This is a genomic window from Roseibium sediminicola, assembly GCF_023156505.1.
GTDB classification, from domain to species: domain Bacteria; phylum Pseudomonadota; class Alphaproteobacteria; order Rhizobiales; family Stappiaceae; genus Roseibium; species Roseibium sediminicola.
Window position 1 is genome coordinate 228,811 of the sequence record NZ_JALNMJ010000008.1, and the last position, 21,604, is coordinate 250,414.

At 61.3% G+C, this 21,604-nt stretch carries 16 protein-coding genes; 8 read left to right on the forward strand and 8 right to left on the reverse strand.

All coding sequences use genetic code 11. From position 1 onward, the window contains the following. Positions 1-150 precede the first annotated feature (150 nt). Together M0H32_RS13810 and M0H32_RS13815 are read left to right on the forward strand one after the other, a co-directional pair. Positions 151-1,068 carry a phosphotransferase gene (locus tag M0H32_RS13810; protein WP_248154896.1) on the forward strand — a complete coding sequence of 306 codons (918 nt, stop codon included), beginning with the start codon at positions 151-153 and terminating at the stop codon, positions 1,066-1,068. 62 nt (positions 1,069-1,130) lie between these two features. Then, positions 1,131-2,177 carry an ABC transporter ATP-binding protein gene (locus tag M0H32_RS13815; protein ID WP_248154899.1) on the forward strand — a complete coding sequence of 349 codons (1,047 nt, stop codon included), beginning with the start codon at positions 1,131-1,133 and terminating at the stop codon, positions 2,175-2,177. Between the two features lie 60 nt (positions 2,178-2,237). Here M0H32_RS13815 and M0H32_RS13820 read toward each other — a convergent pair whose 3' ends face one another. Further along, on the reverse strand, positions 2,238-3,938 hold the full coding sequence (locus M0H32_RS13820) for an ABC transporter permease (protein WP_248154901.1): 1,701 nt from the start codon (positions 3,936-3,938) through the stop codon (positions 2,238-2,240). Positions 3,939-4,193: 255 nt separating this feature from the next. After that, positions 4,194-5,174, reverse strand: coding sequence for an ABC transporter substrate-binding protein (locus M0H32_RS13825; protein ID WP_248154903.1), 981 nt, complete (start codon positions 5,172-5,174; stop codon positions 4,194-4,196). Between the two features lie 257 nt (positions 5,175-5,431). Here M0H32_RS13825 and gndA point away from each other — a divergent pair, with 257 nt between their 5' ends. Beyond that, complete coding sequence (gndA, locus tag M0H32_RS13830) at positions 5,432-6,850, forward strand: NADP-dependent phosphogluconate dehydrogenase (protein ID WP_248154905.1); 1,419 nt, start codon at positions 5,432-5,434, stop codon at positions 6,848-6,850. Between the two features lie 220 nt (positions 6,851-7,070). Here gndA and M0H32_RS13835 read toward each other — a convergent pair whose 3' ends face one another. The 3 genes from M0H32_RS13835 to M0H32_RS13845 form a co-directional block, all read right to left on the reverse strand. Further along, entirely contained in the window at positions 7,071-7,889 is an 819-nt protein-coding gene (locus tag M0H32_RS13835) for a sugar phosphate isomerase/epimerase family protein (RefSeq protein ID WP_248154907.1), read from the reverse strand. Between the two features lie 88 nt (positions 7,890-7,977). Then, positions 7,978-8,925 (reverse strand): 2-hydroxyacid dehydrogenase, encoded by a 948-nt coding sequence (locus M0H32_RS13840; RefSeq protein WP_248154909.1) that lies wholly within the window; start codon positions 8,923-8,925, stop codon positions 7,978-7,980. Further along, a complete protein-coding gene (locus tag M0H32_RS13845; RefSeq protein ID WP_248154911.1) occupies positions 8,922-9,335 on the reverse strand; it encodes a VOC family protein in 414 nt (137 codons plus the stop codon). Before M0H32_RS13845 ends, M0H32_RS13840 begins: the two co-directional genes overlap by 4 nt. 95 nt (positions 9,336-9,430) lie before the next feature. On the opposite strand from M0H32_RS13845, the gene M0H32_RS13850 reads away from it, so the two are divergent. From M0H32_RS13850 to M0H32_RS13865, 4 genes are all read left to right on the forward strand, one after another. Continuing rightward, on the forward strand, positions 9,431-10,285 hold the full coding sequence (locus M0H32_RS13850) for a LysR family transcriptional regulator (RefSeq protein WP_248154914.1): 855 nt from the start codon (positions 9,431-9,433) through the stop codon (positions 10,283-10,285). Between the two features lie 485 nt (positions 10,286-10,770). Beyond that, the gene (locus M0H32_RS13855) at positions 10,771-11,763 is read left to right on the forward strand and encodes an ABC transporter substrate-binding protein (RefSeq protein WP_248154916.1); all 993 of its coding nucleotides are present in this window, start codon (positions 10,771-10,773) and stop codon (positions 11,761-11,763) included. An 80-nt stretch (positions 11,764-11,843) separates the two neighbouring features. Next, positions 11,844-12,728, forward strand: coding sequence for an ABC transporter permease (locus M0H32_RS13860; RefSeq protein ID WP_248154918.1), 885 nt, complete (start codon positions 11,844-11,846; stop codon positions 12,726-12,728). Further along, positions 12,721-13,752 (forward strand): quaternary amine ABC transporter ATP-binding protein, encoded by a 1,032-nt coding sequence (locus M0H32_RS13865; protein WP_248154920.1) that lies wholly within the window; start codon positions 12,721-12,723, stop codon positions 13,750-13,752. Before M0H32_RS13860 ends, M0H32_RS13865 begins: the two co-directional genes overlap by 8 nt. A gap of 318 nt (positions 13,753-14,070) precedes the next feature. Here M0H32_RS13865 and M0H32_RS13870 read toward each other — a convergent pair whose 3' ends face one another. The 3 genes from M0H32_RS13870 to M0H32_RS13880 are packed head-to-tail and all read right to left on the reverse strand — an operon-like array spanning position 14,071 to position 19,315. Then, positions 14,071-15,411 carry an HlyD family type I secretion periplasmic adaptor subunit gene (locus M0H32_RS13870; protein ID WP_248154922.1) on the reverse strand — a complete coding sequence of 447 codons (1,341 nt, stop codon included), beginning with the start codon at positions 15,409-15,411 and terminating at the stop codon, positions 14,071-14,073. A 52-nt stretch (positions 15,412-15,463) separates the two neighbouring features. Beyond that, complete coding sequence (locus M0H32_RS13875) at positions 15,464-17,650, reverse strand: peptidase domain-containing ABC transporter (RefSeq protein WP_248154924.1); 2,187 nt, start codon at positions 17,648-17,650, stop codon at positions 15,464-15,466. 9 nt (positions 17,651-17,659) lie between these two features. Then, complete coding sequence (locus M0H32_RS13880) at positions 17,660-19,315, reverse strand: peptidase domain-containing ABC transporter (RefSeq protein WP_248154932.1); 1,656 nt, start codon at positions 19,313-19,315, stop codon at positions 17,660-17,662. A gap of 286 nt (positions 19,316-19,601) precedes the next feature. Here M0H32_RS13880 and M0H32_RS13885 point away from each other — a divergent pair. Then, positions 19,602-21,604: cadherin repeat domain-containing protein (locus M0H32_RS13885; RefSeq protein WP_248154934.1), on the forward strand; the 2,003-nt coding region annotated here is incomplete at its 3' end.

A 21,604-nucleotide genomic window follows, 5' to 3' on the forward strand; every position in this document is an offset into this window, starting at 1 on the left:
AGCGGGTGAATTCCGGGCAGTCTCAGAACGACGGCCAGTGCTCCAACTCCGACATTGCGCGTTTCGGATCTGAAACAGCGGCGAACGCACAAAACTTCGACTTGACGGAAACCATTTTCAACGCGATCAGAACGGGATCGAACGAAGAGGATGCGCGTGAGCGAACGTCTGTCAGATACGGAACTGCTGGCCTTTCTGAAGACCCTGTTGCCGGTGAAGGACTGGTCCGAGGCGCGGCTGCGCCCTCTGCCGGTCAGCTATACCTGCCGGTTCTGGTGGCTGACGGTGCCGGGGCGATCCTATTTGATCAAGGAATTCTTCCCGGACAACGAGGAAAACCCGCTCTATCCGACATTGCCGGAACAGGAAGCCGATGCTCTCGCGGTTCTCGCGCGGCATGGGCTTGCGCCGGATCTGGAAGCGTTCGCGCAGAGCCCGGCCGGCACGCCGCTCCTGGTCTACGGCAACGCGCCGCGCCAATCCGAAGAGATCGAGGTGGGGGAGGCCGCCGAGCTGATCGGCCGGTTCGCGGCCCTGAACGAACCCATTCCCAGTCACCAGATCGTGCCGTCCGGTTATCATGAGGTGCTTAAAAGCGGCGACGACATGCTGGCGCTTATCCCGCAAAGCCGCAAGGCAGCCAACCTGTTGCGGCTCCGGCCGGAAACCGACGCAGTCCCTCGCCGGGAACCCGTCCGCTCGCTCGTCCATCGCAGTTTCTGCCTTGGCACCATTCTGGCGACCGGAGACGGCGCCCGGCTGATCGACTGGCAGTTCGCCGGTCTTGGCGATCCGGTCGAGGACATCGCCTGTTTTGTCTCCCCCGGCCTTGCCATGCTCTACGGCATTCATCCACTGGTCGCCCATGTCGAGGACATGTTCCTGGAAGCCTACCCGCAACAAGAGACCGTCGAGCGGTTCCTGGAGGAACGCACGGCCTATCACTGGCGGCTGGCCGCCTATTGCCTGCTGCGGCACGAAACCTTGAGCACGACCAACGCCCCGGCGGCGCGGGCCTATGGCCGCGCTTTGGAAGAGGAAGTCGATCTGCTGCTGCGGCTTCGATAGGTCAATTATCGACAATGATGACGGTGTAATGCGCCTGTCACAGGAGGGCGCTACCAGAAGGCATGTCCATCCAGCTTGCCTCCGTCACCAAATCCTTCGGTACCCACAAGGCCCTGAACGGCGTTAGCCTGTCGATCGAGGCCGGCAGTTTTTTTGTCGTGCTGGGACCGTCCGGCTGCGGCAAGTCGACCCTGCTGCGTGCGATTGCCGGACTGGAGCCGATCGACACGGGCGAGATCGATCTTGACGGTCTGCCGGTCGCAAGGGACGGGTTTCATCTGGCGCCGGAAGACCGCCAGGTCGGCGTTGTGTTCCAGTCCTATGCGCTGTGGCCGCATATGAGCGTCGCCGGCAATGTCGCCTTCCCTCTGGAAACCTCCGGCAAGCGGCGCGCCGCCGTTTCCTCCCGGGTTGCCGAATGCCTGGAGAGTGTGGCGCTGACGCCTTTTATGCATCGCAAGCCGGCGGAGCTTTCCGGCGGCCAGCGCCAGCGGGTGGCCCTGGCGCGCTGCCTGGCGCAAGGCGCTGGCACCGTGCTGATGGACGAGCCGCTCGCCAATCTGGACCCGCATCTGCGTGCCGCGATGGAAGAGGAACTTGCCGCCTTTCACAAGGCGAGCGAGGCAACGACCCTGTTCATCACCCATGACCAGCGCGAGGCAATGGCGCTGGCCGATCAGGTCGCGGTGATGTGGGACGGTGAGATCCTGCAGGTGGCCGACCCCGATACGCTCTACCGCCGGCCGGTATCGAAAAGGGTTGCTGGTTTCATCGGCCGCAGCACGCTTGTTCCCGTTGTTGTAGAGCGGGTGGATGACGGCGAAGCGCAAGTGCGCCTCGGCGAGATCACATTGGACGTGGACTGTCCGCAGGATTGCATTCCCGGCCCGGCGACACTGCTGCTCAGGCCTGAGCATCTGGTGCTGGCCACCGGATCAAGAGGCTTCGAGGGGACGGTCGAGCGAACCATCTATCGTGGTGGCTATTGGGAAGTGTTCGTCCGCGTCGGCGACGTCTCGCAGCCCTTGCTGATGCTGTTGAACCGGAAGGCGGCGGTCGGCGACACGCTGCGGCTCGATATCCTGCGCGGCTGGGTTTTGCCAGGGTAGATTTAACACCAAACTCAACGTCCTCCTCAGGATGACGTTGAGTTTCAAAACAACTTGCTCTCAATCCTTCCACGGTACCGTCCCCGCCGGAACCCGTTTCGCCAGCACATTCATCGCCAGCATGATCACAATCGTGGCCGCGACCACCACCGCCGACATCGCCGCGGCCAGGGTCGTGTAGCCGCCATCCTCGTAATTGAAGATGGTCGTGCCGATGGTCTCGTTGCCGGTGGACCAGAGCAGGGCCGAGACCGTCACCTCGTTATAGGCGGTCAGGAAGACGAGGATCGCGCCGGAAGCGGCGGATGGGGCGGCCAGCGGGGCAAAGATGCGGCGCATGCGCCGGACGAAGCCCGCGCCGGAGACCCGGGCGGCGTCTTCCAACGCCCCGTCCATCTGCAGGAAAGCCGCAGCGACCGGCTTCAGGCCGACGGCCAGGAAGACCGAGACATAGGCGATGCCGATGATCCAGAGCGTGCCGTAGAGCGAGACGTTCAATAGCGGCAGGGGGCGGATAAAGGCCAGAATGAAGGCGATCGACATGACCAGGCCCGGCACCGCGAAGGCGACCTCCGTCTGGGTCAGGGCCAGTCCGGCCCATCGCCGGTGGCCTGCTCTTTTGTGCGCAAGGAAATAGCCGAGCGGCAGGCTGGCAAGGGCAATGACGGCGGCTGCGAGACCGGCAATGCCGGTCGAGTTGGCAAAGGCGCGAAGGGTGACCGACTGGCGCCAGAGAACCTCGGTGAAATTGTCGAGCGTCAGTGCCTCGAGGGAGAGCGGCAGGCCGTAGGTCCGGACCAGCGCGGTCGCCAGCAGGGAGGCGGCAGGCAACAAAAGCACGCAGCCAACAAAGGTCCACAGCAGCGCTTCCACAAGAGGTCGTTTGCGCCCGAGGGAAATCGCCAGCGGGTCCTGGGGCAGGCCGATCAGGCTGGTACGCATACGCCGCTGCAACAGGCTCTGGATCAGGATCGCGGCCAGCGCCACCAGGCCCAGAATGACGGAGATGACGGCGACGTTCGGCAGGACATCCGGGCCGAAGCTCGCCAGCCGCCGCCAGACCAGCACGGGCAGGGTGGTATAGCGGGCCGGAATGCCGATCAGAGCGTTGATGCCGAAATTGCCGAGCGCGGCGACAAAGGCCAGTGCGAAACCGGCCAGCAGGGAAGGTCCCAGCAGCGGCAGAGTGATCCGGCGCAGCATCAAAACCGCGCCGGCCCCGGAACTGCGGGCGGCATCTGACAGTTCCCGAGGGAAAGAGCGCAAAGCGGCGCGAACAAGAAGGAACACCAGCGGGCTGTGCTGCAGGGTCAAAAGCAGCACCAGGCCTTCGCGGGAATAAAGCGGATGGGTCGAGCCGGGTTCAGGCGCAATGCCGAGCCAGCGCAGCACCGGACTGGCGGGACCGAGCGCCTGTATCCAGGCAATCGCCGTGACGTGGGGCGGGATCATCATCGGCAGCAGGATCAGGAACACCAGGAGACCTTTGGCGCGGATGTCGGTAAGGCCGACCAGAAGTGCCAGGCCGGTGCCCAGAATGGTCGCGGCCAAGGCCGACCAGAAGCTGCTTTCGACCGAGTGCCACAGGGCGCTCAACACAGAACGGCTTTGAACGGCTTCGAGCAAGGGACCGAGATCGAGGCCGGAAGGGCCCGTCAGGCCGGTCTTGAAGAGCAGCAGCAACGGCAGGCCACAGATCAGCGTGGCACCAAGCACGAGCGCGAAAAGGGTGGTTTTTTCGGAGGTGAATGCGGATCGCAACTGTATGGACCATCAACTGTCGTCGTCATTCCGGACAAGTGCGGCGCAGCCGCGCGACGATCCGGAATCCAGCGTGTCAGGATGAGCGCAGCGAATTCCCAAGCTGTCCCGAAGCGGTCGCGCCTTCGGCGCGGATTAAGCGCTGGGTTCCGGATCAGCGTGCAGCGTTGCTGCACTTGTCCGGAATGACGGTGCAAATAGGAGAGGCAGCGCAGGTTTGCCGCGCTGCCCGCTGTCGGATCAAGGACGGTTGCCTTAGCCGCCGAAGATCTCGGTGAATTTCATCTTGTTGGCCTGGTCCTGTTCCAGGGCGGTGGCCGGATCGAAGTCCATCAGCTTGATCTGGTCGCGGGCGGGGAAACCTTCCGGTGCCGCGACGCCCGGATGGGCCGGCAGGTAGCCCTGGGAGGCGGCGAGCTTCTGGCCGTCTTCGGAAATCAGGAAGTCGACAAAGGCTTTCGCCGCAATCGGGTTCCGGGCGGTGGAGAGGATCGCGACCGGTTCGGTGACGGCGGAAACGCCTTCTTCCGGGAAGACGAACGCGACCGGCGCGCCTTTCAGCTGTTCGCGGATCGGCAGGAAATCGACAACAAAGCCGTACAGCTTCTCGCCGCCGGCAATCGCCTTGTAGACGCCGCCATTGCCGCCCTTCGGATTGGCGCCCTGATCGGCGAGACCTTCATAATAGGCCCAGCCCAGATCCGGGTTGGAGGTCAGTGCGGTCATGTGGATGGTCGCGGCGCCGGAGGTCAGCGGCGACGGCATCGCCAGCTTGTCTTTTGCTTCTTCTTTCAGGAGATCCTTGTAGGAGGTCGGCTTCATCGACGCATTGGTATTGTAGACGATGCCGGTGGTGATCAGCTTGGTGGAGAAATAGGACTTGTCCTTGTCCATGATCGCCGGATCGTAGGCGGAAACATCGGCACTCTCATGGGCCAGCAGACGGCCTTCTTTCTTGAGGCCTTCCATGGTGACCATGTCGGCAATCAGGAGCACGTCCGGCTTCGGCGCACCGGCTTCGAATTCGGCGCGCAGCTTGGCCATCATCTTGGTGGTGCCGTCGCGGACCCACTCCACCTCGACGCCCGGATGCTTGGCGGTGAAGGCATCGACGGTCGCCTGGGCGTCCGCGTTCGGCTGGGACGTGTAGAGGACGAGCTTGCCGGTAATATCATCGGCGAATGCGGAGGTGGACGCCGCTGCCAGAAGGCCGGCTGCAATCAGGAGATTTTTCATGTGACAGATCCTTTGCGCAGAACCGCGAAAATGAGGATGCGGATGGACCATCGGGTATCAGGCTTGTGTGACAGATTTTTTTGACCGCCGGGTATAATTGCTGAGCAGCCCGATTTTGTTGTTTTTCTCTCCCAGCCGTTTTGGTGACATCGAAGTGCGCAAAATTGTGTTCGCTCGTATGCAAGCATTGCCCGCTGGGCGCCGGTCGGTTATGACCGCCCGACCAGGTATTAATCGATTTATGAAAGGCAATGTTCATGAGCTCACAGAGTGCGGAAATCGGATTGATCGGATTGGGCACAATGGGCGGCAATCTCGCGCTCAACATCGCCGAACATGGCTTTCAGATCGCCGTCTACAACCGGACGACGGAAAAGACCGATCAGTTCGTAGCCAAAGCTGGTGAGCTCGCCGGAAAACTGGTGCCGACCAAGACGCTGGAAGACTTTGTCGCCTCCATCAAGTCGCCCCGTGCCGTCATCCTGATGGTGCCTGCGGGCGAGGCCGTCGATGCGCAGATCGAAGCGCTCCGGCCTCTGCTCGACGCGCAAGACCTGATCATCGACGCAGGCAACGCCAACTATCACGACACCAACCGGCGTGCGAAAGACGCCGCCGAAAAGGGCCCGCGTTTCATGGGCATCGGTGTCTCCGGCGGTGAAGAGGGCGCGCGTTTCGGCCCGTCGATCATGGGCGGTGGGGCCAAGGACGCCTGGGACCAGGTCGGCCATATCCTGGAAGCGATTTCCGCCAAGCACGGCGAGACGCCTTGCGCGGCCTATCTCGGCGAAGCCGGCGCCGGCCATCTGGTCAAGACCGTCCATAACGGCATCGAATATGCCGACATGCAGATGATCGCCGAGGTCTATGGCGTGATGCGCGACGGCTTCTGCATGTCCGCTGCCGAGATCGGCGGCGTCTTTGAAAAATGGAACGGCGGCACCCTGCAGTCCTACCTTATCGAGATTTCCGGCAAGGTCGCCAAGACCGCGGACCCGGATACCGGCAAGCCGATGCTGGACATCATTCTCGACAAGGCCGGCCAGAAGGGCACCGGCCGCTGGACCGCCATCGAGGCTCTGATGCTGGGCACGCCGGCGAGCGCCATCGAGGCCGCTGTCGCGACCCGCAACATGTCCGCACGCCTGGACGAGCGCAAGGCGGGCGAAGCCGAATTCGGCGCCGCGCCGTCCGGCATGGACCGCGAGAGTGTCACCATCGACGCGCTGGAAGCCGCGCTCGTTGCCGGCAAGATCATCTGCTACGCGCAAGGCTTCGGTCTGATCCTGGAAGCTGCGAAACAATATGGCTGGGCCATGCCCCTGCCGGAAATCGCAAGGATCTGGCGCGCCGGCTGCATCATTCGCTCCGCCATGCTGAACGACATGTCCTCGGCGCTTGCCGACGATGCGGAACGCAATCTGATGCTGGCGCCGTTCTTCTCCGAAAAGCTGAAACAGACCGAGGCGATGCTGCGCCAGGTGGTTGCCCAGGCGGCCCTGCACGGCCTGCCGGTGCCGGCGCTTTCCGCGGCGCTGTCCTATTTCGACATCATGCGCACCGCCCGCTCCACCGCCAACATGCTCCAGGGCCAGCGCGACTTCTTCGGCGCACATGGCTTCGAGCGCACCGACACGGCCGGCGGCGGTTATCATGGCCCCTGGGCAATGGGCTGAGGTTTGAGGTCCAGGCCTTCCCGTCTGGGCGTCATTCCGGACAAGTGCAGCGCAGCTGCGCGCTGATCCGGAATCCAGCGGATCATCCGCGCGTCAGCGCGTCCTTATTTATATTGGAGTGTTCGCTGCGCTCACGCTGTTGCGCTGGATTCCGGATCGGCTTGCGACTGGCGTCGCACTTGTCCGGAATGACGGTCGAGGGGGGATTGGTTTTTCGCCCCTACTGCGCCAGACCCAAAGCCGCCATGTTGGCAATCGAAGCCGGCAGGCCGGAATGGTCGCGCAGTTCGATGATCAGGCGCGGCTTGCTGTCGAGCTGGCCAAGCGCGTCAAACACCGAGTGCCAGTTTATGGTGCCTTCGCCGAGGGTCCAGTGGCGGTCGGCATAACCGTCTGCGTCCTGTAAATGAATGTGGCGCAGGCGGTTGCCGGCGGCCTTCACGTAATAATCGACCGGCGGAGCACCGGTGGAGCCATGGGCATAATGGGCGTGGCCTGTGTCGATGGAAATCTTCACGGCCTCGGATCCGAAGCTTTCGGCAAGCTCGATCCGGGCATAGGGATCCTTGTCCTCGATGTTTTCGATCACCAGTTCGCAGCCGATGTCCTCGGCGCGTTTGACCGCGTCTTTCATGGACAGGTGGCAGAGCTCTATCTTGCGTTCGAGGCCTCTGTCGTAATTGTCGAGATTGTTGTGGTCCCAGGTGGAAAAGGGACTGTGCACGACCATATGCGTTCCGCCGAGGGCCTCGCAAATGTCGAGCCCCTGCCACAGACGTTTCTTGACGACCTCGCGGACATCGACATCCATCGTGTCCACCGAAAATCCCCAGAACGGCCCATGAATGCCGACGCGGCCCTCATGGCCCTCCAGCAGGGCCCTGGCCCTGTCCACCAGCGGCTGCCAGTCGCCGTTCAGCACGTCCGCGGTCACGAAATCCTGCAGCTCCAGATCGCGCGGCTTGTCGAGCATGAGCTTGCGGTGCGTTTCGAGAGAGTCGAGGGTCAGCGCGGCGCCAAGGATTGGAAGGTCGGTCATGAAACACCTGTTCGCAAGATCAATTGAGCTGATCGCCTGATAGACCGCGTTCCTTGACAGAATTGCGACGCTGACCGCGGAAAGAGCCTCAATATCCCCGGCTGCGATCGACGCTCGGCGGCACGGTGCCGCCGGCAAGATAGCCGCCGATATTCGCCGCCACGATCTTCGAAGCGGTGCTGGTGATGGTCGGCGCAGAAATGTGCGGCAGCAAGGTCACCTTGGCGTGGGTCCAGAAGGGATGGGAGGCGGGCAGGGGCTCCTTGTCGAAGACATCGAGCACGGCATGGCCGAGCGGGCCATTGTCGAGCGCCGCAAGCAAGGCCGGTTCGTCCAGGATCGGACCGCGTGCAAAGTTGATCAGCGCCGCGCCCTCCTTGCAGGCCGACAGTTCGTCCTGGCCGATCAAGCCTTTCGTGTCCTCGGTCAGCGGCATCAGCAGAACCAGAATGTCCGAGCGCTCCAGCACCGTGCGCAGGCCGTCGGCGCCGTGGTGGCAAGCAATGCCCGTGAGCGCCTTGGCGCTCCGGCTCCAGCCGAGGACTGAAAAACCGTTGGCCTTGAGGCGGAGGGCCGCGGCCGCGCCGAGCTTGCCCAGGCCGAGCATTCCAACCGTTTGTTCTCCGGGCAGCTTGAGTTCATGGCCCTGCCAGATCTTCCGGTCCTGCTGGACCCGGTAACGCGGCATGTCGCGATGCAGGTACAAGGTCCAGGCGAGGACGGCTTCGGACATGGTCTCCGCCATTTGCGGATCGGTCAGGCGCACGATCAGCGGGCCGTCGGCGGGCAGTTCCGCGGTCAGGCGTTCGACGCCGGCCCAAAGGCTCTGCACCCAGACGAGATTGGGCAGGGCGGCGACCTTGGCAGGGTCCGGATTGGCAACGATGGCCACTGTTGCAAGCTTGCGTTCCTCGTCCGTCAGATCCTCGAAGGGCTTGACGGTGGCGACGCCGGAAAGGGCTTCCGGCAAGGCTTCGCACCAGGCCTGGCGCTCGTCCTGGCTGGCTTCGGAGACGAAGGGAACGATGACTGTCATGTGGCAAACACTCCGGCTTCCTCGGCGAAGCCCTTGATTTCAATCGGATTGCCGGAGGGGTCCTTGAAGAACATGGTGCTCTGTTCGCCCGGTTGGCCCTCGAAGCGGATGGTCGGTTCGATGATGAAGGCGAGGTTAGCCTGCGTGAGTTTTTCCGCAAGCGCCTTCCAGCGGTGCATGGCCAGGACGACGCCGAGATGAGGCATGGGCACCATGTGATCGCCGACCTTGCCGGTGTTGGTGGTCTCGAACGGCTTGCCCAGATGCAGCGAGATCTGATGGCCGAAGAAGTTGAAATCGACCCAGGTCTCGGTGCTGCGGCCTTCGGCGCAGCCGAGGAGGCCGCCGTAGAAGGCGCGCGCCTCGTCAAGGTCGGTGACGTGATAGGCAAGGTGGAAGCAGGGCTGCATGACGGGCTCCAAACGCTGAGGGGTTCCTTGTTTGCTAGCAGATCCTATCCAAAACATTTAGGATGTTTTTCTATTCTTCAGCATAGGAAAATATTTTGGATACGCGGTTTCTGGAAAGTCTGCTTGCGGTTGCCGAAACCGGATCGATTGCCGCCGCGGCCCGGCAGCAAGGCTTGACGGCGGCGGCCATCAGCCAACGGATAAGGGTTCTTGAAACGGAATTTGGGGAAAGGCTGTTAAACCGGAGTGCCCACGCAGCAGCTCCGACAGAAGCCTGTCTGAGGCTGTTGCCGGCCGCACGCAGGCTGGTGCGGGACGCTGAAAGGCTGCGTGGCCGGATCGACCCGGACGGGTTTAGCGGCCCTTTCCGGCTGGGCGCGGTGTCGACAGCTCTGCTGGACGATGCCTCCCGGGTAATCGGCATGTTTCGGCAAAAAGCGCCGAACGTGGTGCTCAGCATCCGGCCGGGAGCATCCGATGCACTCTACCAGGATCTTCTGGTGGGTACGCTCGACGGCGCAATCACGGTGGCCGCGCCCTTCGATCTGCCGAAATCGGTGGCGAGCTTCGATCTGGCAGAGCAAAGGATCGTTCATGTGACCCCGCCGGCCGCCGTTGCCACCGGCAGAGGACCGCTGCCCTGGATCGTCTACGACAGGACCTCCTGGGGTGGTCGCCGGATCTTCGAGGCCTGTCGCCGGGACTTTTTCAGCGGCCACATCCTGTGTGAACTGGACGCCCCTGAAACCATCGCGCTGATGGTGTCCGAAGGGATCGGCCAGGCCATCCTGCCGCAATGGCGCCGGCTGACGGAGCAGTATCCGGAGGTGACGCTGAGGGAGCTGAAGCAATCGATCAGCCGCAAGATGGTGTTCCTGAGGCCTCGCGCCAGCGCGACGACGCACTTGTCCGAGCTGGTTGTGTCGGGGTTGCAGTCAGGGGTGGTGTGACCAAAGGGTATGCGTGACATGCGGGTAAAAACAGGCGCTCCCGCAAGGATTTTTGGGGCCTCGGAGAATCAGATTCGAGAAAGAAAATTAGGGTGAATGACGAAATCCAGCATGAAAATGTCGTTTGCAGGAGGGTTGCCGAAATTTGCGATATGAATGGTATGAGAATTGCGTCTATACTGTTGTGCTGACGGCTGCATAATGTAATGTGTCGACCGTAAAGCCTTGAGCTGGAACAAATACCGGCAATGATCAACGCCAAGGCGGAATGATCATTTGAAAGGCGTTGGAGCAAGAACAGCGTATATGCGTCAAGTGAAGACTAAATTAAACAAATTTAATCTAGTCACCTTTGCAGGGCGCCTGCGTTCCTCTGCTATTCTACTTTTCCATTGGATGTGCGGCGAGGCGAATGCTTGTTTCAGAGCATGCGTGTGCCGTGCCCAATTCAAAAACATGCAAACAAACTGCACAGGAGTACCCTCATGAAGAAGTTGTTTGTCACGGTCGCCGCGACCGCGTTGATCGGTATGGCTTCGTCGGCCATGGCGGAAGAATGCGGAACGGTCACCGTTGCGGAAATGAACTGGGCGTCGGCCGGCGCAATCGCGCACATCGACAAGATCATCCTGGAGAACGGCTATGGCTGTAATGTGGAGCTGGTCACCGGCGACACCATGCCGACCTTCACCTCCATGAACGAAAAGGGCGAACCGGACATGGCTCCGGAGCTCTGGATCAACGCGGTTCGCGAGCCGCTCGACAAGGCCGTTGCCGAAGGCTCGCTGATCATCGGCGGAGAAATCCTCAACGAGGGTGGCGTCGAAGGGTTCTGGGTTCCCACCGCGATCGCCGAAGAGCATGACATCTACACCGTCAAGGAAGCCCTGGCCCATCCGGAGCTGTTCCCGGGTGCAGAGGACGAAAGCAAGGGTGCCTTCTTCACCTGCCCGACCGGCTGGAACTGCCGCATCACCACCGGCAACCTGTTCCGTGCCTTCGGCTTCGACAAGGGTGGATTTGAACTGGTCGATCCGGGCTCTGCGGCCGGTCTCGACGGCTCGCTCGCCAAGGCCAACGAGCGCGGCGACGGCTGGCTCGGCTACTATTGGGCGCCGACCGCGATCCTCGGTAAATACGACATGACCCTGCTCGACTTCGAGACGCCGCATGACAAGGAGCAGTGGGACAGCTGCACCGTGATCGAGGACTGCCCGGATCCGAAGCCGAATTCCTGGGTGAAGTCGGAAGTGTTCACCGTTGTCACCGATGATTTCGCCAGCAAGGCTGGCCCGGCCATGGACTACATCAAGGGCCGCACCTGGGACAACCGCACCGCCGGCAAGGTTCTGGCCTGGATGAGCGACAACCAGGCCGCCAATGAAGACGGCGCCTACTACTTCCTCGAAAACTTCGAGGACGTCTGGACCAAGTGGGTCAGCCCGGAAGTTGCAGAGAAGGTGAAGGCGGCTCTCTAAGGCCCAAAAAAAACGAAAGGGCCGCGCCAAAGGCGCGGCTCTTTTCAATCAGGGGCAACAAAACCATCGGGACAAAAAAGATGGACTGGATAGAATTTCCCTCGTTGAGCCGAGGTGACTTGCTGGCAATCAAAAAGACCGTCGATGGATCCTTCAAGGACTTCACCAGAGCCTATGGAGATATCATCGACAAGATGTTCGATCCCTTGCAGGATTTTCTGGTTTTCCTGGAGCATCTGCTGATCAACTCTCCCTGGCCGATCGTGCTGGCCGTCTTTGCCGGCATCGTGTTTATGATGAGCCGCAAAATCAGCATCACCGTCGGGACGGTTGTGGCGCTGGTTCTGATCGGTGTGTTCGGGCTCTGGGAGGACACCATGCGCACCGTTGCCATGGTCACGGTCTGTACCATGTTGGCGATCGCGTTCGGCATTCCGCTCGGCATCCTGATGGCCCGCTCCGACCGCGTTCAGAGACTGATCAACCCGATCCTCGACCTGATGCAAACCATGCCGAGTTTCGTCTACCTGATCCCGGTCGTCATGATTTTCGGCATCGGCAAGGTGCCCGGCCTGATTGCGGTGGTGATCTACGCCATTCCGCCGATGATCCGTCTGACCAATCTCGGCATTCGGCTGGTCGACCCGGACGTGCTCGAGGCGGCGGACGCCTTCGGTTCCAATGCCCGGCAGAAACTCGTCAACGTGCAGCTGCCGCTGGCACTGCCAACCATCATGGCCGGTATCAACCAGACCATCATGATGTCCTTGTCCATGGTTGTCGTCGCATCGATGATCGGCGTGAAAGGTCTTGGCCAGGAAGTGCTCAACGCCATCAACAACCAGTACCTGACCGCGGGCGTGCTCAGTGGCCTTGCCATCGTTTCGATCGCCATCATTTTCGACCGCGCGACCCAGGCCTATGGCAAACGCCTTCAGAAACACTCGGAGGTGGTTCATGGCTGAGGCAACAGGCATCGAGATCAACAGTCTCTACAAGATCTTTGGCCCGAACGGCAAAGACATGGTGCAAAAGGTCAAGGACGGCATGTCCAAGGCCGAGTTGAACGAGAAGTTCAATCACGTTCTGGGTCTCAACGACATCAACATCTCCATGCCGGGCGGCAAGATCCAGGTGGTGATGGGCCTGTCCGGGTCGGGCAAATCGACCCTGATCCGGCACATCAACCGGCTGATCGATCCGACCGACGGTGAGGTGCTTTACGGCAACGAGGACGTCTGCAAGATGTCCCAGACCGAGCTGCGCAATTTCCGCCGCCACAAGACGGCGATGGTGTTCCAGAAATTTGCGCTGCTGCCGCATAGAACTGTAATGAAAAACACGGTCTACGGGCTGGAAATCCAGGGCGTGCCGATGAAGGAAGCTGAAGAACGGGCAGCCCGCTGGATCGCCCGCGTCGGCTTGGAAGGCTTCGAGGATCACTATCCCAACCAGTTGTCCGGCGGCATGCAGCAGCGCGTCGGTCTGGCCCGTGCGCTGACCAACGACGCCGACATCCTGCTCATGGATGAAGCATTCTCCGCGCTCGATCCGCTGATCCGGATGGACATGCAAACCGTGCTGCTGGATCTCCAGGAAGAGCTGCACAAGACCATCGTCTTCATCACCCATGACCTGGACGAGGCCCTGCGTCTCGGCGACAGGATCGCCATCCTGCGTGATGGCGCGGTCATCCAGCAGGGCACCGGCCAGGAAATTGTGCTGCAACCGGCGGACGAATACATCGCCGACTTCGTCAAGGAAGTGAACCGCGGCCGGGTAATCCTGGTCGACACGGTCATGGACAAGACGCGGACACTGGAAGGCGGACCGACGATCGAAAGCGGCATCATGCTGGAGGAGGCCGCCAAGACCTTTGCCGATTCCGGTCATGGCGAGGCCAATGTCGTCAATGGCGACGGCCGGCCGATCGGGGTTCTCAACGTGCACGACACCATCTACGCAATGGTAACGCCGGCCAGCCACTGAGCCTGATCACGCAAACGAAAAAAAGCCCCGGAGGTGTCTCCGGGGCTTTTTTTCAGGAGGAGGTTGCTAAGGGCCAGCCTTGATATCGTCATCCCGGACGGAGCGTAGCGAAGACCCGGGATCGGGGTGCCACGGCCTGTCGATGGATTGGTGCTCAGTCTCGGAGATTTAACCGTGAATCGCTCTAGGCTCCCCGGTCCCGGCTCGCGCTTCGCTTGGCCGGGATGACGTTGGTTGGGATGCTCCTTTGTCCAAAAGCGCGAAAGCCCCGGAGGTGTTTCCGGGGCTTTTGTTCTGTTGTCTTTGGAGGCTGTTGCCTCAGCGCTCGGTGAAGATCGTGCTGGCGGCCCGGGTGACCGGGTGGAGCAGATAGACCAGGATCGACTTGGACCCGGTAACAATCTGGGCGTTGACCTGCATGCCGGGACGGATCGGACGCACGTTGGATCCGGAGCCGATGGTGTGGCCCGGGAAGGCCAGTGTCGCCTTGAAGTAATATTCGCCGTACTCGTCCTGGAAACTGGAGGCAGAAAGCGTTTCCACTTCGGCGGTCACGGTGCCGTAGATGTTCGGGTCGTAGCTGGTGACGGTAATATCGGCCTTGTCGCCGACATTGATGTGGCCGATGTCTTTCGGGTTCACCTTGACGTCGGCAACGAGGCTTTCGGATGCCGGCACGATCTCTGCGATCATGTCTCCCGGATTGACCACGGCCCCACGTCCGGTCTGACCCAGTGTCTTGACGAAGCCTTCCACGGGTGCCTTGACGAAGAGACGGTCCTGGCGGTCCTTGAGCTTGGAGATTTCCTGTTTCAGTTCCGCCCGTTCCTGGGCGATCTTCGCACGCTCGTCGGCGACATCGCGGTTCACTTCGGCGCCGGCCTGCGAAAGACTCGCCTGTGCTTCCGTCAGCATTTCGCGGGACTGGGCCAGGTTGCCGAGAAGCTGTTCCAGGGCCACCTGTGAGCGTTGGTATTCGCCCTTGGCTTCCAGATAGCGGCGGCGGGACGTGTAACCGTCCTTCAGCAGTCCCTCCTGGATCTGGAACTTTTCCTTCTCCAGCTCGACCTGTGATTTCTGCAGCTCGACCTGGGCTTCCAGGCTGACCACTTCGGCGCGTTTCTGGGCAACGCGGGCGATAAAGGCGTCCTGTTCGTCGGCGACCGCCTTGCGATTGGCGGTCAGGGCCGCCCGCTGCTGGGTGCTCAGCCCGTCAACCGTCGGGTCGAGACGCAGGCCGACAGTGTTGGCGTCGCTGTATTCCTGGGCCAGCAGGCGCCGTTCTTCCAGTTCCAGATAGCTGAGCCGGCTTTGAATGCGCGCCAGCTCCGCTGTCGTGTCCTGTTTTTCGAGCTTGGCGATCGGATCGCCGGCTTTTACCAGCTGACCTTCCTCGACCAGGATCTCGTTGACGATGCCACCCTCCAGGTGCTCAACCGTCAGGATCTGACCCGCTGGCGTGATTTCACCGATCGTGTTGGCGACTTCCCGGATCTGCCCGACGGCAGCCCAGATCAGCAGAAGGAGCGTGGCGATTGCCAGGCCCATCAGCAGCCGTGAGTAGAAAGCCGGCGGCACGCCGTCTTCCAGTTCCAGCGGAAGACCGACGCGGCCGTAAACGGCTTGGCGGAGTGTGTCGGGATCGTCTTTTGCTGCCATTGGAGTGTCCTCGGCGGTTGTCTTTGCTGCGGAACAGGCGCTCTGCCTGCCGTCATTTCGTTTGCTGTTTCAGTACGTCTTCCAGAATTTCCTTGGGCGGGCCGGCCATGGCGACCATGCCGTTCTGCATGTAGACGAGGTTGTCGGCCATGCGCATATGGCTTGGCCGGTAGGTCGTCAGCATCACGGTGGACTTGCCGCGCACCTGCTCGATCTTCTTCATCAGGAGCTTGTCGCCCTCGAAGTCGAGGTTGCCGGCCGGGTCGTCGAGCACATAGATCGGCGCCGGGCGCACAAAGGCGCGGGCCAGGAGCAGCCGCTGCTTGACGTTGTCCGGCAACACCGAAATCAGCTGACCGGTCAGGCGGGTTTCGACGCCCTGCGGCAAGAGTTCGCCATAGGCGTTGAGCCCGAATTCCTCGAAGGCCGAGCGCACCTGGTCGTTGTCCGCCTGCGGATTGGCCATGCGGAAATTCTGCGCGACCGTGCCGTAGAAGAAGTCGTAATGCTCCGGGGCATACCCGACTGCATTGCGCCATTCGCCCGGGTCCAGCTGCCGGATATCGAGATCGTCGACCAGGATAGCGCCCATTTGCGGCCGGTAAAGGCCGAGAACCGCACGCACCAGCGAAGTCTTGCCGCAGCCGCTCGGACCGGTGATCGCGGTGACGGAGCCCTGATCCAGCTGAAGCGAGAAATTGCGCAGGGCTGGTTCCTGGCGCGCCGGATAGCGCAGCACTACGTTCGAGAACCGGACGGTGCCCTGGAACTGGCGATGCAGGCTGGGCAATTTGCCCGGTTGCCGTTCCATGTCGATTTTCAGGAGACCGTTGATCCGCTCGATGGTCTGTTGTGCCTGGCCGAGCTGAGACAGGCTCAAAAAGGCCTGATGCATCGGGCTGAGCGCGCGCCAGGACAGGGCCATCACCGCGATGAGAGCACCCTGGGTGAGGCTCTGGTTCATCACCAGGATGGCACCGAAACCGAGCACGCCGATACCGCAGAGCGTCATGAACATCTGGGAGATGACCTGCATCACCTGCGACAGCTGTTTGGTCTTCAGGTTCTTCAGCGCAAAATCGGCGGAAATGGCGCGGTATTTTTCCACCCAGATGTCGTCGGCCGACAATTCGCGGATGGCCTTCCGCTTGGAGAGGATCTCCACGGTGATGTTTTGCATGCGCGACTTGGCATCGCCGGCCAGATTGATGGCGGTTTTCATGCGCGGCACGATGATCAGGGCCGACAGCACGTAAAGCAGCAACAATCCGGCGGGCAGCAGGGCCAGAGGACCGCCGATCAGCCCCAGGACCAGAACGAACAGGGCAGAGAAGGGCAGGTCGATCAGGGCATTGGCGAGATTGCCATGAAACACCTCGCGCACGCCGTCGAACTGTTTAAGCCGGGTGATCTGGGCGCCGATGGGCGCGGACGAGATCAACGGCAAGGGCAGATGCAGGAAATGTCGGAAGGTTGAGTTCGCCACGACCGCGTCAAGACGCGCGCCGAGATAGGCCTGGAGGTTCGATTTGGTGCCCTTGACCATCCAGTCCATGGCAAGGACAACGGCGATGCCGATCATCAGCGTGATCAGCACGGAGACCGATTTAGCGCCAATCGCCTTGTCATAGACATTCATGACAAAGAGCGGCAGGCCGAGCGCAAGAAGGTTCGACAGGAAGCCGACCGCCATGATCGACAGGAGCGTACCGCGGAACTGGTGAAACAGGCGTGAGGACCAGTGCTGGAAGCCGCCTGCGACGCCATCGTCTTCCCGATCGACCAGGAACAGTTCGGCGTCCTTCAGTTCGTTGAAGGCAAGGGCGACGGTGCGCCGCGCTTCGCCGCTATAGGCCTGGAAACGGCCGTCGCTGGTCCGGCCAAGGCCGACGAGAAGGTTGTCGCCATGTTTGAGAAGGCAGGGAAACTGTTCCGCCGTGAGCTGCTTGGGCGTGCGTGTGGTCGGCTTCACCCGGAAATTCAGCCTGGTGAGTACGGCCCGAAGGTCGAAGATGCCCTTGATGCCTTCCAGATGCGGCAGGGCCTCGAACAGGTGGCGCTCCATGCCGTCCCAGTCCAGGGCTTCTAGCAGGGGCAGGAGACACGCTTCTGCCGGGGAGGCGCGTTCGATGGTGCTGCCGGAATGCTGCTGAACGCGGGTCTCCAGGTTCATCCGGCTTTGAGCCGGCTTCATGTCCTGGAATATCGTGTCGGCGTTTTCAAAAGCGGCCAGGGACATGCTTGGCTCCTAAGCTTGCTTTTTCGGGGCGGCAGGGCCGCGCCGGCGGAATTTGGTGCGGGGGGCTTCGGCGGGTTCCGGAGCGGCAACCAGCCGGCCCTGATCCAGATGGAACTGCTTGTCGGCAATCGCGCGGAAGGACGGGCGGTGGCTGACGATCAGGGTGGTCAATTGTCCCTTGAGCCGCTTGAGGGCCTCGACAAGCTCGGCTTCGCTCTTGTGGTCGAGCTTGCCGTTGGCGTCGTTCAGGACAAGGATCTTGGGTTCTCCGGCAAGCGCGCGTGCAATCGCAATGCGCTGAACCATGGAGTCGGTGAGGTTTTCCTCAATGGCGTTGCCGAGGGGCGTGTCATACCCGAGCGGAAGCAGGTGAATGTCCTTTTCCAGCCCGATCAGGTCCGCGGCCATGCGGGCCTTTTGCGGTGAGGCATGGGAGCCAAACAGGGTCAGGTTCTGCAGGATCGTTCCGGAGAACATCTGCGCGTCATTGCCGACATAGGCAATGTGCTTGCACAGGGTGCGATGGTCCGGTCCATAAAGATTGTGACCGTCGACGAGCACCTGCCCGGAACTCGGCTCGACATCGCCGGAAACGAGACGTGCAAGCGTTGTCCGGCCACTGCCGTCGTTGCCCTCGAAAGCGACGGTTTCGCCAGCATTGATGGTGAGCGTCAGGTTGTGAACGGGAACGATGGCATCTCCATGAGCGAGCAGGCCTGCGCCCTGGAGCTTGATGTTGCCGACCACCACCAGATCCGGATTGGCGGTCAGTTCTTCCCGGGGCAGGTCGAACAGGGCCTTGGCTTCACGGTAATCGTGGTTGATCCGCTGCATGTCGGTCCAGTGGTTGATGCCGCGCAACAGCGGTTGAACCACCTGACCGGCGAGCAGCGTGCAGGCCGCCACCGCGCCGATGCTGATAAAGCCGGCCATGACCAGCAAAGCTCCGGCGGACACGACGCAGACCGTGGTCAGAACCGTGAAGAAGCCCGAGGAATTCCGTGCCCGGTTGTTCAGGTTGATGTAATCGTAGCCGAGGCGGGAGATCTGGGTCTGCAGGCGCTCGAACCGGCGCAGGATCACCGGCTCGAAAGCCATGGCCTTGATCGTGTTCAGCCCGGACAGGACTTCAAAGATGAAATCGTATTTACGCTGATCCTGCTGGGCGCGCTTTTCAATGAGCTGGTCGATCTTGGCATTCAGGTTGGCGGTGCGCAACGCAAAGAGAGCCAGCAAAGCCAGCGGGACAAAACCAATGGGACCGCCGATCAGGAACAGAACCGCGAGAAAGATCAGGCTGGCCGGCAGGTCGATGGCAAGCAGCCTGGCCTGGCCGCCATATTGATCGCCAAGCGACTGCAGCGAGCGGAAGGAATCGAGGTGCTTGGAAACGGTTGCCTCGGAGCTGACATCGGATCTCGAATTCAGGAGGCGCCGTGTGGCTTCCAGATTGGCCTGGTGGGTGAAGGAGGCGGCAAGCCAGCCGACCAGATAGGACCGGAGTGTCTTCAGAATCGCGTCGATGACCAGGACGAAGCCCAGGCCGACGATCAGGATTACCAGCGTATCGGTCGCCTTGTTCGGCAGGATCCTGTCATAGACCTGCAGGATCGTCAGCGGCATGGCCAGCCCGAGGACATTGATCAGGATGGAGGCCGTGATCACGGAGCGGGGCAGGGCGGGCGTTTTGACACGGTCGCCTGTCTCAGATGAAAAGAACTCCAGTTTCGGAAGTTTAACACTGCTAAAAGTATCAGTGATAAAAGATGCCATAGTAAGCGCCTCCTCTGTTACATTAAAGGCGCGGAATTGTTTCAAAACCGTTTACCAAAAAAACCATAAATTCTAAATTTTGCTCAAGGTCTGCATGTATTTCATCAATTGAGGTTGGTCTTTATTAAGATAACCCTGCGCGTGATGATCCCATGATTTAATGGAGCACGTGCAAGTCATGGCCAACACCGACACTTCAGAGAACACAGGTAAATCGACCGGACCTTCCTCTGCGTCAAACTCTGCGCCGACCAATTCTGGCGATACGCCGCCTCCTGGCCGCGTTGAAGCGCAAGTCGGTGATCCTTACCGTCCGAGCGGTGGCAATGACTATTCCCTGTCGATCGAACCGGAAGATACCGGCGAAGCCACGATTGCAAACCTTTACCAGGCCGTGCCTTTGGAAAACGAAGGCGCGGGCGCCGCGCAGGCGGACGGTGATGGCTCTGGAGGCGATGGCGCGGGCGATGGCGGGGCGAACGCCGGCGGCCTGGGGAAGGGCAATGGCGGCGGCCTCGGCGATACACCTTTGCCGGAAGGGTCGGTGGAAGTGGTCGAGACGGCCGACGGTGGGCCGAATGACGATGGCGGTCTCGGTGATGGCGCTGTTCCCGAAGCACGCGGGCTGGACGCAACCCTGCCCCAGTTTGATCTGGGCGGAGACGGCATCCGGGCGGCCGGATCTCAGATCGGCGACGGCACCAGCGGCGGTGTTGGTCAGCAAGATGACGGCGGCGGCGGTGGTGGCGGCGGCAACACGGATATCGGCCCTGTTGCGGACAGCGACACGACCGGCAATGAAGTGTCCGAGTTCGCAACGGGCGGCGAATATACCGGTGTGACCGCCTTTGCGGACGATCCGGATGCGGGCGACTTTGTTTCCTATGAAATCACCGGCGGCGATGACCGCTTCGAGATCGACCCCGATACGGGCAGGATAACGGTCAAGACAGGTTCTTCCTTCGATGCGGAGACGGAAACTTCCGTCGAAGTCCAGGTGACGGCGACATCTACGGATGGTTCGACCTCAACCGGCACCTTCACCATTACTATCGGCGACGAGAACGAGTTTCCGATCGGTCCCGTCACTGACAGCGACACGACCGGCAACGAAGTCTCCGAGTTTGCAACGGGCGGCGAATATACCGGCGTGACCGCGTTTGCGGACGATCCGGATGTCACCGACGTGGTTTCGTATGAAATCACCGGCGGCGACGACCGTTTCGAGATCGATCCTGACACCGGCGAGATCACTGTGAAGGCGGGCTCCAGCTTCGATGCCGAGACGGAGCAATCCGTTGACGTCGAGGTGACCGCCACCTCTACCGACGGCTCGACTTCCGTCGGCACCTTCACGATCACGATCGGCGACGAGAACGAATTCCCGATCGGTCCGGTGACCGATAGCGACACGACCGGCAACGAAGTTTCTGAATTCTCCACAGGCGGCGAATATACCGGTGTGACCGCCTTCGCGGACGATCCCGATGTCACTGATGTCGTTTCCTACGAAATCACCGGCGGCGACGACCGTTTCGAGATTGATCCGAATACCGGCGCGATCACAGTGAAGGCGGGCTCTTCGTTTGATGCCGAGACTGAAAGCTCTGCCGACGTCCAGGTGACTGCGACCTCGACCGACGGCTCAACGTCAGTTGGCACCTTCACCATTACTATCGGCGACGAGAACGAGTTCCCGATCGGCCCTGTCACCGACAGCGACACGACCGGCAACGAAGTCTCCGAGTTCGCAACGGGCGGCGAATATACCGGTGTGACCGCGTTTGCGGACGATCCGGATGTGACCGACGTGGTCTCTTATGAAATCACTGGCGGCGACGACCGTTTCGAGATCGATCCCGATACCGGTGAGATCACGGTGAAGTCCGGTTCTTCCTTCGACGCCGAGACGGAAAGCTCCGCCGACGTCGAAGTGACCGCGACCTCTACCGACGGTTCGACTTCCGTCGGCACCTTCACGATCAACATCGGCGACGAGAACGAGTTCCCGATCGGCCCTGTCACCGACAGCGACACGACCGGCAACGAAGTCTCCGAATTCGCAACGGGCGGCGAATATACCGGTGTGACCGCCTTCGCGGACGATCCGGATGTGACCGACGTGGTCTCTTATGAAATCACTGGCGGCGACGACCGTTTCGAGATCGACCCGGATACCGG

What these genes read in the sequence shown, in the direction of transcription:
- M0H32_RS13810 (WP_248154896.1), top strand. Translation starts at nt 151, where the DNA reads ATGCGCGTGAGCGAACGTCTGTCAGATACGGAACTGCTGGCCTTTCTG.
- M0H32_RS13815 (WP_248154899.1), top strand. Translation starts at nt 1,131, where the DNA reads ATGTCCATCCAGCTTGCCTCCGTCACCAAATCCTTCGGTACCCACAAG.
- M0H32_RS13825 (WP_248154903.1), bottom strand. Translation starts at nt 5,174, where the DNA reads ATGAAAAATCTCCTGATTGCAGCCGGCCTTCTGGCAGCGGCGTCCACC.
- gndA (WP_248154905.1), top strand. Translation starts at nt 5,432, where the DNA reads ATGAGCTCACAGAGTGCGGAAATCGGATTGATCGGATTGGGCACAATG.
- M0H32_RS13835 (WP_248154907.1), bottom strand. Translation starts at nt 7,889, where the DNA reads ATGACCGACCTTCCAATCCTTGGCGCCGCGCTGACCCTCGACTCTCTC.
- M0H32_RS13840 (WP_248154909.1), bottom strand. Translation starts at nt 8,925, where the DNA reads ATGACAGTCATCGTTCCCTTCGTCTCCGAAGCCAGCCAGGACGAGCGC.
- M0H32_RS13845 (WP_248154911.1), bottom strand. Translation starts at nt 9,335, where the DNA reads ATGCAGCCCTGCTTCCACCTTGCCTATCACGTCACCGACCTTGACGAG.
- M0H32_RS13855 (WP_248154916.1), top strand. Translation starts at nt 10,771, where the DNA reads ATGAAGAAGTTGTTTGTCACGGTCGCCGCGACCGCGTTGATCGGTATG.
- M0H32_RS13860 (WP_248154918.1), top strand. Translation starts at nt 11,844, where the DNA reads ATGGACTGGATAGAATTTCCCTCGTTGAGCCGAGGTGACTTGCTGGCA.
- M0H32_RS13865 (WP_248154920.1), top strand. Translation starts at nt 12,721, where the DNA reads ATGGCTGAGGCAACAGGCATCGAGATCAACAGTCTCTACAAGATCTTT.
- M0H32_RS13870 (WP_248154922.1), bottom strand. Translation starts at nt 15,411, where the DNA reads ATGGCAGCAAAAGACGATCCCGACACACTCCGCCAAGCCGTTTACGGC.
- M0H32_RS13875 (WP_248154924.1), bottom strand. Translation starts at nt 17,650, where the DNA reads ATGTCCCTGGCCGCTTTTGAAAACGCCGACACGATATTCCAGGACATG.